Below are 13,081 nucleotides of genomic sequence, written 5' to 3' on the forward strand. Positions count from 1 at the left end.
AAGAGCTGAAACAAAAAAAGCACCAGAGATTGGTGCTTAATTTGTGAAGATTTTTTTTTGAGAAAATCAGTCTTTTTTCAGATTTTCATTCAACAGAAATTCAACCAGTGCTTTTTGTGCATGAAGACGGTTTTCTGCTTCATCCCAAGCCACAGCATTTTTGTGATCCAGCATGTTTTCAGAAATTTCTTCACCACGATGCGCAGGCAGGCAATGCATGAACAGGCAGTCTGGATGTGCAAGATCCATTAGGCGTTCATTCACCTGATAGTCCGCAAAAGCTTTCTCACGGATTTTCTGTTCTTCTTCCTGGCCCATACTTGCCCAAACGTCAGTTACGATCAGGTCGGCATTGACTGCTGCATCTTCAGCAGTATCGACCAGTTCTACACAATGTGCGAATTCAGACAGGAACTGTTCTTGAGGTTCATAGCCTTTCGGTGCTGCAACTTTTAGCTTGAAGCCCCACATGTGCGCTGCTTCGATATAAGAATTACACATATTATTGCCATCGCCAATCCAGGCAACAGTTTTACCTTCGATCGAACCACGATGTTCCAGATAAGTCTGCATGTCAGCAAGTAACTGGCAAGGGTGATGATCATCAGTCAAAGCGTTGATCACTGGAACTTTTGAATAAGAAGCAAAGCGTTCTACGATATCGTGACCGAAAGTACGGATCATCACAATATCCAGCATGCTGGAAATCACACGTGCAGAATCTTCAATTGGCTCACCGCGACCCAGCTGGGTATCACGTGAAGACAGGAAGATGGCACTACCACCGAACTGGCTCATGCCTGCTTCAAACGAAACACGCGTACGGGTACTCGATTTTTCAAAAATCATGCCCATGACTTTACCAACAAAGGGTTGGAACACTTCATTATTGTGCTGTTTGCGCTTAAGCTCGATTGCGCGCTGTAAAATCTGGTTCAGTTCTAAAGTTGATAAATCGCGTAAGGTGAGAAAGTGACGGAGAGCCATTCGTTACTCCACAATAATTGCCGAAAACTCGATCAACAATCAGTTGTTGGTTGGTTTAAGAAAAAAATACGGAATCGGCTAATATACTATATGAACAGGAAATTGCAAAAAACTAGACTTTTTGATGACCGTCTAAAAATCGATCCACGCAATAACTGATGTATTTGTCGATTTCTTGATCATCTTCCTCTATGGTAATCCCCATTAGAATCCGCCATTCCAGAGTACGCAAAATACCAAAATATAACTGGGCAGAATATTGCGGATTTTCACAATATAGCAAACCTTGTTCATGGGCCTGTTCCAGTGCGGTAGCAATGGAACTTTGTACCTGAACCGGGCCGCGTTCATGAATATGGCGGGCCAGTTGAGGATTACGCTGACTTTGTTCCAGTACCAAACGCATAAAGGCTGCATTTTCCGGCTGCATGATTTGGCGGTAGAAGGTCAATAATGTCTGTACCAAATAACTACGAAAATCTAGCGCCATCAGTTCAATCGGAATGCTGATATCTTCAAAAAACTTGGTACGTCGATAATCACAAATAGCTTCAAACAGGCCTTCTTTATTGCCAAAGTACTTGTAAATGGAAGCTTTGGAACCGCCTGCATGCTGGACAATATCATCTAGAGAAACTGCCTCATAACCATGTTCCAGAAACAGTTCGGTCGCAGAGACCAACAGCGCAACGCAGCGCTCATGACCACGTTTGGTTTGAGGCAGATCTTTGGCGAGTGGTTCCAGATGAACAAGGTTTTGCATAGAGGATGGTATATCAACAGGTTATATAAACTTGGTAGTTCATCATAACAAATATATCCGCAGATTTCACAATCACACCGAATGAAGGCGGAATTTATTCAGTGAATCAAGTAAAACTTAAAAGTTTGACTAAAGTTTTAGAGTTTTTATTCTATTGGCTTATAGCATCATGGTTTCAAATCAGTATACTCAAATCTCAATAATTATAGCCAAGACTGTGGAAAGGAAGATGACAGAACAAATGTCTGCAGGTTTAAAGTTTAGACAAGCGCTTGAAGTCGAAAAACCATTACAAATTATGGGCACAGTGAATGCCTATGCTGCCATGATGGCCAAACAGGTCGGCTATAAAGCCATTTATCTCTCTGGCGCCGGTGTTGCAAACTATTCTTATGGTCTACCTGATCTAGGCATGACGAGTCTGGATAATGTTCTGGAAGATGTGCGTCGCATTACTGAACGCGTAGATACACCCTTACTGGTTGATATAGATACAGGCTGGGGCGGTGCATTTAATATCGCACGTAGCATCAAGCAGATGATTGCTGCTGGCGCTGCAGCTGTACATATCGAAGATCAGGTTGCACAAAAACGTTGTGGTCATCGTCCGAATAAGGAAATTGTGACCCAACAGGAAATGGTTGACCGGATTAAGGCGGCAGTCGATGCCAAAACCGATTCAAACTTTGTAGTGATGGCACGTACCGATGCACTTCAGAAAGAAGGTTTGCAGGCAGTGATTGACCGCGCTTGTGCCTGTGTCGAAGCAGGTGCAGATGCCATTTTTGCTGAAGCGATGACAGACATTACCATGTATCGTACTGTATGCGATGCAGTTGGTGTACCGGTTTTGGCCAATATTACGGAATTTGGTGACACACCATATTACACCACTGAAGAACTGGCTGAGCAGGGTATTCGCATGGTACTTTACCCGCTATCAGCTACCCGTGCGATGCAAAAGACGGCACTGGAAGTGATGCGCTCAGTGCGTGAAAATGGTACACAGGTGCATGTACTGGATAAAATGCAACCGCGTAAAGAATTATACGAATTTTTAGATTATCACAGCTTTGAAAACACATTAGATAAACTGTTCAAGCAGGAGAATTAAAACAATGGCTGAAGGAAAAGTACTCACTGGCGCAGGATTGCGCGGACAAGTTGCAGGAAAAACTGCACTTTCAACAGTAGGCAAAAGTGGTGCAGGCCTGACCTATCGCGGCTATGACGTACAGGATCTGGCAGAAAACTGTCAGTTTGAAGAAGTCGCTTACCTGATTTTCTTTGGTGAATTACCAACTTCAGAACAGTTGGCTGCCTATAAAGCAAAACTGAAATCTTTGCGTGTACTACCACAAGCGCTGAAAGAAGTACTTGAGCGTATTCCTGCTGATTCACATCCAATGGATGTGATGCGTACTGGCGTATCGATGCTGGGCAACCTTGAGACTGAACAGTCTTTTGATCAGCAACAGGATGTCGCAGACCGTATTCTGGCGACGTTGCCAGCAATTATCTGCTACTGGTATCGCTATAGCCATGACGGCGTACGCATTGATGAAAATACCGATGATGATTCAATAGGTGCTCAGTTCCTTCATTTGCTACATGGCAAGAAACCGAATCAGCTACATGAGCAAGTGATGAATGTATCCCTGATCCTGTACGCAGAGCATGAATTTAATGCTTCAACCTTCACAGCGCGTGTTTGTGCATCCACTTTGTCTGACTTGCATTCATGTATTACCGGTGCAATTGGTTCACTACGTGGCCCATTACACGGTGGTGCCAATGAAGCGGCAATGGATATGATTGAAAACTGGAAATCTCCAGAAGAAGCTGAGCGCGAAATGCTGGGCATGCTGGAGCGTAAAGAAAAAATCATGGGCTTTGGTCATGCGATTTATAAAGACAATGATCCGCGTAATGGCATTATCAAGCAATGGTCTGAAAAACTGGCAAAAGATGTAGGTGATACTGTGCTCTACCCAGTATCAGTGCGTTGTGAAGAAGTCATGTGGCGCGAGAAAAAACTGTTCTGTAATGCGGACTTTTTCCATGCTTCTGCTTATCACTTTATGGGTATCCCAACCAAACTGTTTACGCCAATCTTTGTAATGTCACGCGTCACAGGTTGGGCGGCGCATGTGATGGAACAACGTGCAGATAACCGTATTATCCGTCCGAGCGCGGATTATACTGGTCCAGAGTTGCGTAAAGTGGTTCCAATTGCTGAGCGCACTTCTGCTGCGTAAGCCAGAGATATTCTAAATATGAAAATAAGGTCTCCATGAGGCCTTATTTTTTGCTGATTGTTGATTGACGTTGGTTTACCGACTTAATAATGCTGGATCTTCAATGTGATAACCACTTTCGAATGGGAGGCCTAAGTATTTTACCGTCACCAGTATTTTATTCTGTTTCGGTACTTGATAAGTTTGGCTTAATCTTAAATCTGCTTTATAACTGACTGCTTGTTGAACAGGACTTTTATACTGGCTAGATTGCACCTGATATTGATAAGTCCATTTTGGAACTTTCTGTTTAGGATCATGCCATGCAGGGGCAGTACCTTTGCTGGTCTTTAATAGCTTGAGCTGAATGTTTTGCTTTTGCAAAGATACTAACGGAATCAGACGCTTTTTAATTTTGGCAATTTCCTGGTCAAACTTACGGCTGTCCTGATCATAGTCAATCTGCTTGGTTTTTGGATTGATATACAGGGAGTTCACCTGAATTAGCTGATGCGGAGTTTTGGATTTAAAATGATAATAATACAGTTGAGGTAGGCGTCCGCGACCATCGAGATAATGCCGCAACAGATAAAGTTTCTGGTCTTTGACTTCATACCCCAAAACTTCAATATTCTGTGGGCCACCGACAGTGGCGAAAGCGGATACAGGAATGCCAAGTGCGAGCAAAAGGGCTGTAAATCTTATTTTCATCACTGATCAGGCCTCATTAAAACAACGTGCTTTTATAAGAAATAATTTAACTATAAATACAGTAGAAATAATGAAGTTTGATCAGCATTCATATAAACAGTTTTGGTTTTAGGTGTTGAGTAGATTAATCATGTCATGTGCGATGACGGCTGCCAGTTTATTGAGACGTTCCTGTGGTGTGCCTTTAATATAATACTGGAACTGGTGAGTCTGAAGACCATCATAAACAGCGGCGAAGAAAGTACCTTCCGGTTTATCAGGTGTTGCACTACCGCCTGGTTTAAGCAAGCCTGTACAAGCAATAATCCAGTCCGCCTCCTGAAACATTTTTTTACCTGCCTCAGCCAGAGCTACCGTTACAGGCATAGATTCGGCTGAATGGGTGCTAATTAGATTCGGAGAAATTCCCAAAACATTGATCTTCACGGACGGATCGTAGCATACCAGACCTCCCAACAAGATTTCAGCACCTTCATTTTTGCAAATTGAAAACTGACTGGTTAAATATCCAGAACTTGCACTTTCAATAAAAGCAATCTTGATGTTTCTTTGTTCCAGCAGGCCACAACATGTTTTAATCATAATGTCTTTTTTGTCTTGGAAGGTAATCTTTATTCCAATGTAGTCCCATTTTGCTTTTGTATCAACTGTGAGATTATTTCTTTATTATGATGAAAGGTAAAATATTTTTTGTAATTTTAGTATTCCAAGCGTAAGTTTGGCAGTTGTTAAACTGATTGCTTAATGCTTGGACAATATTTGAAATTAATGGTTTTAACTTGCTCTGATCAGTGGTAAAAATAAAAATAAAGTGCGTAAGGAAAGTAGGTTGTAAGAATGAAAACCACAGTAAAGTATTCCGTATTAAAAAGTCTAGATTATCAACTGGGTACTCCTTTATTTCAGGAAGAAATTGAGGCAGATGGTCAATATTTTGATCAGATCCCAAGCATCATTCATTACCAGAATTTAAAGTTTAAAGTTAAAAGCAAAGAATTAAAGCGTTTATATCTGGCCGAAGAGCAAGAAGAAAGCCAAACAATTATTGTAAAAGTGGTCGCAATCTAAAAATAACTTATTGAAAATAAGCCTCTTAAAATAAGAGGCTTATTTATTAGATAAAGGTCATTAAAATAGAATTTGATTAGATTTAATAAAAAAATCTAATAATAATTTTAAAATATAAAGTCAAGGTAAATTGGCAACTGAAAAGGCCTTATTTGTGATTCTATGTAATATAGACTGCTATTTAAAAATGTTTTTTTCGTTTTTATATTTAATGATTTAATTTTTAAAAAATTAGGTTAAACATGTATAAGAAATTATAATTTTAAATAATTAATAAAATTCAATAACTTATAAATATAATCATATTTTATATAAGTATCAAAATGTATTTCTAAATTTTATTTTAAATTTAAGTTTATATAAAATTTTTTGATTAATTTATGACTTTAAATGAAAAATAAAATTTATAAAAGATAGAAAGCTTTCAATATGTATTCATTCTATTATTAAAAGTAATTTATGTTTCTTATAAATCCAGACTTCAATTACTTAACTTACCTTTTTTTACATTGAATTAATATGTAACAGGTAATAACTTGGCGAATTTTTAAAAATAGGTAGAGTAAATATTAAGTCGAAACCTAATCATCGGCGATTTAAAGCAAATAGTAAGGAGTTACACCATGGCTAATAATCAACAGCAAAATCAGCAAGACCAACAGAACCAACAGCAACAACAACAGCAAGACCAACAACGTCAGCAAAACCAGAATCAAAATCAGCAACAGCCGAACCAGCAGCAACAACAGCCGCAGGGACAGCAAAACCAACAGCGTCAGCAGGGCCAACAGGACCAGCAACTCAATCAGCAACAACAGCAACAGCCACAACAAGATAACCAGCAGCAAAATTTGCGTAATCAATAAGATTAGTCAAAGCTACAGTGCTCATATCTAAGCTGTGTAATCTCTACAAAAAACCGCCTTTTTTAAGGCGGTTTTTTATTGTTCAGAATAAATCAGCATTGAATATTGGCTTTTACTTTATAAAAGTCGAGCGCATTTTTCAGATCTTTCAGTAGTTCCTGCTCATCATATGTTTGTGGCATCAGTTTTATTAGGGCCGGCATATAATGAGTTTTATATTCTTTAGGATAATCCTCACATAAAATATGTGTTCTTTCCTCAAGACTAATAGTAGAAGAATCTAATTTATCTAAATAAGCACTCAATCGGGCATCGGATTTTTCAAATTGAGCTTTCACTGCTGGATCAGGTTCAGCTGATACATCTGCCTGTTGTTTCTGGCAGCCTGTGATGGCCAATGTCAATAGGGCAATTATGAATAATGATATTTTCATGGCAACAAGATATTGTTATCAGTCATTGGAAAAATTATAAAGAGAAATGAGTGAAAGAGCACCTGCCTTTAAACTCATTGACAGCTGAGAAAATAAAAAATGAAAAGGACTTTGATAAAATAAGTAAAATATCTACCAATATGTATAAGTTGCATATTTGCTTTTATGACTCACTTGATTGAATGAAAACTGCATGAACCAAAGTTTTTTGTATTTAATTGCATCTAAGTTGATGAAAAATAGCCAATAAAATATAAAACATAACCTATATTCAACATTTGGTAAAAAAGCCTCTATATTTCATATACATATTAGATGCATGACAAGTGGTACTTTATCATCACTATAACAACTCAGATAAAATAATTTAAAATCAGCAAGTTAAAAAGCCCTGCTTAATCCAGACAGTTAAGCAGGGCTCATTTTTTAGATCATAAATATGCCAAAAAGTAGGGTCTGTTGACATTTACTGTTCATAATTAAACCTATAAAGGTAGCCATAAAAATATACAGGCTAAGGCAACAGAACTTTGATAATTTCTTTTGAGCTTGTCATATCGAGTAGCTATTCCTCTAAATTGCTTTAATCTACAAAACATATTTTCAACTAAATGCCTGATTTTATATAAATACCAGTCCATATGATCATTGTTCGATTGGCTATTTATTTTCTTTGGTATATTCGCTTTTGTCCCTGTTTTTCTGATCTGTTCACGCAGTGGTTCTGAATCATAGCCTTTATCTGCGCAGACCACTTTTGTCTCTTTTAAGTCTAATGTTGATATTAAATCAGGTGCAACTTTGACGTCATGTGTGGTTCCATCGGTAATCATGAAATCAACAGGATTGCCATTTGCATCAACAATCAAATGTATTTTTGAGGAGTTTCCTCCTACACTTTTAGAAATGGATTGATTCGCTATACCGGCAGAATGTTGATGAGCACGTACGTGAGAGCCATCAATAAAAATCCACTCCATATCGGGGCATGATGCTAATAATTTGAATAATCTAAGCAACTTACCGCTGCTTGACCAACGATTAAAACGTTTGAAAATAGAGTTTGATTGACCGAAATAGGAAGGAATATCTCGCCACGGACAGCCTGTTCTAATTCTATAGAGAATAGCTTCAATAAAATTACGTAAGTTTGAGTTGTGATGAATAGATAAATTACGCAAAATAGTTTTCAACTTTTGCCAGTGTTGATCTGTCAGCATGGTACGAGGCATAGCGAATAGTAAAATTGGGTTTGGCGATTTGATTTTACTACTTCGCTATTTTTTAAGCTAAAAGTGTCAACACACCCTAATGATTCTTTGACATTTATCCTTCACATAAGTTTTCATATACAACATAAAACCTGAAAATACGTTCAAGTGTGAAACATGAATAGATGTTATTTATATATCTCTTTTCATGAAAAGATAGGTTAGAGCTATGATGAGATGTATCTGTGCATTTGGTATGGGTGTCATGGTGGGATGTTGCTTTAAATCTTGCAAAGAAAAAATGTGCCGGATGATGAGCAAGGATCACGGTACCAAAGACCAAGCGCCAAAACATGAAGAGAGTGTACAAATTTAGAGGCTATAGCTTGCCTGTGCAATCGCAGTACAGGTGAGTGATTCAATCGTTTCAAGGTAAATAAATCGTGGAACTGTAAGCCATTATCTTTAAAGCAACAAAGCTCGATCCATGATCGAGCTGTTCACAGTCAGGAGAAACATATGTTCCAATTTATATGTTGTTTATTTGGTCTTCATGGTGCGACTGAAATTGATTATACAGTCGATGATTTCGAAGTCAAAAAGTGTCGTGATTGCTTGAAAGATTTAAATTAACTCTCCAGACCTTCGTGGTTTAGATGGATGTTGAACCCCCGTTCGATTTTAGATTGACGGGGGTTTTCATTTTTTTATCATTGCTATTTGAAAATAGAACCAACATATCCACGCTAATTTATAAATATTGATAGTTAATTAATAAAGATTATTAAAAATAAGGGTTTATTTAATTTTAACTTGTGATTTGATCATAACAATACTCATCTCAACTAAATTCATCCTTTAAGCGTTATTGCAATATGCGATATTTAGGTTATACTTTCAATATAGCAAAATGCGATAAATAATCATGCATGTGATCACTCACGCTCGGATTCTGGAAGCAATGCAAAAGTGGCCACACGCTGAAACTGCATTGGATGGTTGGTATCGACTTATCAAGGCCAATGATCCTAAGGATTTTGCCGACATGAAGCGATTATTTCCCGCAGTCGATAAAGTCGGGAAATTTCATGTCTTTGATATTGGTGGCAACAAGATCAGGTTGATCGCAGTTGTGATGTATCAGGCAAAACGTATCTATATTCGCCATGTCTTATCCCATCAGGAATATGACAAAGGTCATTGGAAGGAGGCTTAATATGAATGCAATGATTAAACAGGCCGTTGATCACTGGCGTTATGTTGCACCATTGCTTAGCAAGCCAGAAAATGAAGAAGACTTTAATACCCTTACTGAAGCTTTAGATGAACTTCTGGATATTGTAGGTGATGATGAATCGCATTCCTTAATGGGGCTGATTCTTCAACTGGGTGACTTAGTCTCAGCTTACGAGCATGAGCATTTGCCGATGCCAGAAGGAGATGGACGTACTGCATTGGCTTTCCTGATGGAACAGCATGGCCTAAGCCAATCAGACCTATCTGAGATAGCTACCCAGTCGGTCATTTCTGAAATCCTGAATGGTAAACGTCAGCTCAATATCCGTCATATTAAAGCTTTGTCTGAACGTTTTAATGTTTCTACAGATACTTTCTTTTAAGTAATAAGAAACCAAATTTTAAGATCTATGAGCTGTGTTTCCTGAAAGCAGGTTGCACAGCCAGACAGATTTAGATTAGAACAAGAAGTCTATATAAGCTCGGATTAGAAGAATATATGTTTATTAAAATGTATGGAAAACATAAATATTATTGATGTTTAACCTTATATGTCCTAATAATTTTCCAAGCATCTAGAGAAAAGGGAATATATATGACAACTCATGCAGACCACCAAACAGAGCAAGAAGATAATCCGCAAAAAGAATCTAATGATGATAAAGGCAATCAAGCAACCTATAAGAGTGTAAAGCCTGAGAAAAAGCCTAATGCAGAGCCTGAGCATCCGCTGAGGGAGCAAAAGTAAGATATGAATATCAGAAAGCCCTAATTAAATTTAGGGCTTTTTTGATTTGAGTCTCGGAAAATTTCTGCTTCACTTTACTGGGAAGATGAAATTAATGATCAATCTTTAACAGTCCATCCCAACTAAAATAATTCTGGCTTAGATGCTGTTGAGACATGGCCCAGCTCCGGTCAGGCATTTTAGTTGCTCCAATTGCCAGCTTTTGATCGCCAAATTTTTCTTTTACTTTTTCTAGCGCTTGTTGAAGCTTCTCATTTTTCTCGATCTGAGCATGATCAGAGAGCAAGTCATAGACATAGGCCGATTTAGGTTCAAGCGCCGTTAAAATAACCCCGCATTTTTTAAACTCTACACCTTCTGAAAACAGCTCATGCATCTGTTGCATCAATGCCCGGTTCATGACAACAGCAGAATCAGTAGGTTCAGGAAAAGCGATATTGATAGATTTATGATAAAAGGATCTGTTCTTGTCAAAAAGATTGGCTTGAGCGAAAGCAATGATGCACCCACATAAGGATTGATCTTCTCTTAAGCGTTTGACAGCATTTTGCAGGTAATCACTCATAGCTTCCGTTAAAGCTTCAAGATCTGTTATTCGGGAACCAAATGAGCGTGAAGAAATAATCTGCTTCTTGGGCTGGCACGTCTGTTCAAGTTCAATACAGGAAACTCCCTGTAATTCCATCACAGTTCTTTGCATAAGAACTGAAAATAATTTTCCGATTCGATGACAATCGGCCTGAGCTAAATCAAGAACGGTATATATACCTAAGTTCTTTAACTTTTTACTCTGCTGGCGCCCAATCCCCCAGACTTCAGCAACATCAATCAAGCTCCAGAAGTAATTTCTATGTTTTTGATTCATAGAAGAAAGATCGCAAACCCCATTAAAGCGTTTGGCTTTCTTGGCCATATAGTTGGCTAATTTAGCTTCGGTTTTGGAACGGCCAATGCCGACACAGACGGGTAAGCCAATCCACTGCAAAATACGCCGTCGCATATCCTGACCATATTCTGTTAAATCATGATTTTTTGTATAAGCTGTAATTTTCAGAAAGCATTCATCTATGGAATAAACTTCCTGTTCACCAGGTGCTACATATTCAGACAGAATGGAATGAAAGCGTTTGGACATTTCTGCATATAGCGCATAGTTACTGGATAGCACCTGAACTTGATGCTGTTCGACAATATCGCGAATCTGGAAAAGTGGAACAGCCATTTTAATGCCGAGATCTTTTGCTTCCTGCGAACGTGAAACTACACAGCCGTCGTTATTTGACAACACGATCACAGGTACGTGATTTAGTTTCGGATTGAATAGGCGCTCGCAACTGACATAGCAATTATTGACATCAATCAGCGCATAGATTTCCTGCTGATATTTCATCTGAATTTTTTAATGACGTTGGTGACTACGCCCCAGATTTCAAATTGCTGACCTTCTACAGGATGAATATCCGGATAGTCGTCATTCTCGGCTTTTAGCCAGCAACCTTTTACATCGACAATAAGCCGTTTGACCGTAAACTCGTTATCTACACAGGCAATCACAATATCTCGGTGTTGCGCTTCAATGCTACGATCTACAATCAGAGCATCATTGATATCAATACCTGCATTCAGCATCGACAGCGAATTGGCACGAACAATGAAAGTGGCATTGGCGTTATTGATCAGGAATTCATTCAGATCGAGTTTTTTATCAATATAGTCTTGTGCGGGTGAGGGAAAACCAGCCTGAACGCGTTCAGTGACCAAAGGAATTTCCATTTGAGTAACGGGATCAAACTGGCGAATATCACTGATTTCATTTTCTTTTTTAAGTGATTTTAAGTATGCTTTGATATCCAGGACTTTAGATTCAGGTACACGAATTACTTTGGTTTCTTCGGCCTTTTTTCTGCCTGCACCAATTCTAAAGCCCCCATGTGAATTTGTCATAACTCTGCTACTTCTTGATTTTTGTTACATTAATCAAGATTGTAATGATTGCTTTATTTTTATACAAATAAAATAAATGATTTAAAATCAGATATGAGTGATTAAATTGCTTTTATATTTCAATTTTCCGACAAACGGGGATCTCGCGGCTTTGCAATAAATTCATCCCGCATTTCGAAGAAAAACTCACTTGCTTCCTCATGATCGCAGTGCAGCCAATCCTGTCTTGACTCTTCCGGTATCACAATAATCGAGCGTTTTTCATCATTCGGATTATGGAATTGTTTCATAAAAGGATGCTGATTTGCATTAATCGTGAGCATTGAAAAAGACCGAACTTTTTCACCCTCAATGATTGCATCATCATAAATGGCTGCAACAGTAAAAGGATCGCCGTCTTCACGAGATATTGCATACCAATGAGATTTGCCATCAATGTATTTGGGTTCATAGAACGTATCTACAGGTATCAAGGCAAACTGATTGTTTTTCCAAGCATGCCGAAAACTTGCTTTTGAGGCAACCGTTTCAGTCCGGGTATTATAAGTATGCTGACCAAATTTTAATTCTTTGGCCCAGGAAGGGATAAGTCCGAAACGTGCGATATCCAGTTCAAACTTGTCAGCACCGCGCATAATGATGGGAGCGGGAGCCAAAGGATATACATGCGTTTTCATATCTAGTTCAAGTTGCTCTTCATGAATGTCTAATAAAGAGAGACGGCTTTTTGAGGGAAATTCATAGTTTGAACACATGGGCGAAGGCTCTCATGATGATCTATCATGAGAATTAAAATATAAGAGAGATAAGTTCAAAACAATTTGAATATCGTAAGTTAGATTTTAATCAGAAAGTAAGATTCTTATTTTATAAGTA

16 protein-coding genes are annotated in these 13,081 nt (G+C 38.4%); 7 read left to right on the forward strand and 9 right to left on the reverse strand.

Features of this window, described 5'->3' with window-relative positions; genetic code table 11:
- Positions 1-66: 66 nt before the first annotated feature.
- Together argF and ACWM1W_RS06620 are read right to left on the reverse strand one after the other, a co-directional pair.
- Positions 67-987 (reverse strand): ornithine carbamoyltransferase, encoded by a 921-nt coding sequence (argF, locus tag ACWM1W_RS06615; RefSeq protein WP_005235395.1) that lies wholly within the window; start codon positions 985-987, stop codon positions 67-69.
- 112 nt (positions 988-1,099) lie between these two features.
- Positions 1,100-1,750, reverse strand: a complete 651-nt coding sequence (locus tag ACWM1W_RS06620; protein ID WP_375725701.1) for a TetR/AcrR family transcriptional regulator — start codon at positions 1,748-1,750, stop codon at positions 1,100-1,102.
- Between the two features lie 229 nt (positions 1,751-1,979).
- On the opposite strand from ACWM1W_RS06620, the gene prpB reads away from it, so the two are divergent.
- Together prpB and prpC are read left to right on the forward strand one after the other, a co-directional pair.
- On the forward strand, positions 1,980-2,864 hold the full coding sequence (prpB, locus tag ACWM1W_RS06625) for a methylisocitrate lyase (protein WP_034170361.1): 885 nt from the start codon (positions 1,980-1,982) through the stop codon (positions 2,862-2,864).
- A gap of 4 nt (positions 2,865-2,868) precedes the next feature.
- Positions 2,869-4,008, forward strand: a complete 1,140-nt coding sequence (prpC, locus tag ACWM1W_RS06630; RefSeq protein WP_005235399.1) for a bifunctional 2-methylcitrate synthase/citrate synthase — start codon at positions 2,869-2,871, stop codon at positions 4,006-4,008.
- A gap of 75 nt (positions 4,009-4,083) precedes the next feature.
- Here the strand turns inward: prpC and ACWM1W_RS06635 are convergent, their stop codons facing one another.
- Together ACWM1W_RS06635 and ACWM1W_RS06640 are read right to left on the reverse strand one after the other, a co-directional pair.
- Positions 4,084-4,698 carry an aminotransferase gene (locus tag ACWM1W_RS06635; RefSeq protein ID WP_375725702.1) on the reverse strand — a complete coding sequence of 205 codons (615 nt, stop codon included), beginning with the start codon at positions 4,696-4,698 and terminating at the stop codon, positions 4,084-4,086.
- A gap of 108 nt (positions 4,699-4,806) precedes the next feature.
- Positions 4,807-5,280, reverse strand: coding sequence for a CinA family protein (locus ACWM1W_RS06640; protein ID WP_034702490.1), 474 nt, complete (start codon positions 5,278-5,280; stop codon positions 4,807-4,809).
- A gap of 255 nt (positions 5,281-5,535) precedes the next feature.
- Between ACWM1W_RS06640 and ACWM1W_RS06645 the strand changes: the two genes are divergently transcribed.
- Positions 5,536-5,766 (forward strand): hypothetical protein, encoded by a 231-nt coding sequence (locus ACWM1W_RS06645; RefSeq protein ID WP_034702487.1) that lies wholly within the window; start codon positions 5,536-5,538, stop codon positions 5,764-5,766.
- Positions 5,767-6,389: 623 nt separating this feature from the next.
- Entirely contained in the window at positions 6,390-6,632 is a 243-nt protein-coding gene (locus ACWM1W_RS06650) for a hypothetical protein (protein WP_375725703.1), read from the forward strand.
- A 92-nt stretch (positions 6,633-6,724) separates the two neighbouring features.
- Here ACWM1W_RS06650 and ACWM1W_RS06655 read toward each other — a convergent pair whose 3' ends face one another.
- Together ACWM1W_RS06655 and ACWM1W_RS06660 are read right to left on the reverse strand one after the other, a co-directional pair.
- A complete protein-coding gene (locus ACWM1W_RS06655; protein ID WP_448765270.1) occupies positions 6,725-7,066 on the reverse strand; it encodes a hypothetical protein in 342 nt (113 codons plus the stop codon).
- A gap of 485 nt (positions 7,067-7,551) precedes the next feature.
- Entirely contained in the window at positions 7,552-8,298 is a 747-nt protein-coding gene (locus tag ACWM1W_RS06660; RefSeq protein ID WP_261634917.1) for an IS5 family transposase, read from the reverse strand.
- A 904-nt stretch (positions 8,299-9,202) separates the two neighbouring features.
- Here ACWM1W_RS06660 and ACWM1W_RS06665 point away from each other — a divergent pair.
- The 3 genes from ACWM1W_RS06665 to ACWM1W_RS06675 all read left to right on the forward strand — a co-directional run bounded on the left by ACWM1W_RS06665 (position 9,203) and on the right by ACWM1W_RS06675 (position 10,261).
- Positions 9,203-9,493: a type II toxin-antitoxin system HigB family toxin gene (locus tag ACWM1W_RS06665; RefSeq protein WP_375725348.1), complete on the forward strand. Its 291-nt coding sequence runs from the start codon at positions 9,203-9,205 to the stop codon at positions 9,491-9,493.
- 1 nt (position 9,494) lies between these two features.
- Positions 9,495-9,896, forward strand: coding sequence for a helix-turn-helix domain-containing protein (locus ACWM1W_RS06670; protein ID WP_375725349.1), 402 nt, complete (start codon positions 9,495-9,497; stop codon positions 9,894-9,896).
- Positions 9,897-10,108: 212 nt separating this feature from the next.
- Entirely contained in the window at positions 10,109-10,261 is a 153-nt protein-coding gene (locus ACWM1W_RS06675; RefSeq protein ID WP_375725350.1) for a hypothetical protein, read from the forward strand.
- 91 nt (positions 10,262-10,352) lie between these two features.
- Here the strand turns inward: ACWM1W_RS06675 and ACWM1W_RS06680 are convergent, their stop codons facing one another.
- The 3 genes from ACWM1W_RS06680 to ACWM1W_RS06690 all read right to left on the reverse strand — a co-directional run bounded on the left by ACWM1W_RS06680 (position 10,353) and on the right by ACWM1W_RS06690 (position 12,960).
- Positions 10,353-11,651, reverse strand: a complete 1,299-nt coding sequence (locus ACWM1W_RS06680; RefSeq protein ID WP_375725351.1) for a Y-family DNA polymerase — start codon at positions 11,649-11,651, stop codon at positions 10,353-10,355.
- Positions 11,648-12,205, reverse strand: a complete 558-nt coding sequence (locus tag ACWM1W_RS06685) for a LexA family protein (RefSeq protein ID WP_159122954.1) — start codon at positions 12,203-12,205, stop codon at positions 11,648-11,650. Before ACWM1W_RS06685 ends, ACWM1W_RS06680 begins: the two co-directional genes overlap by 4 nt.
- A gap of 119 nt (positions 12,206-12,324) precedes the next feature.
- On the reverse strand, positions 12,325-12,960 hold the full coding sequence (locus tag ACWM1W_RS06690; RefSeq protein ID WP_375725352.1) for an SOS response-associated peptidase: 636 nt from the start codon (positions 12,958-12,960) through the stop codon (positions 12,325-12,327).
- Between the last annotated feature and the right edge of the window lie 121 nt (positions 12,961-13,081).

Source organism: Acinetobacter sp. TW_SC_4 (assembly GCF_054861205.1).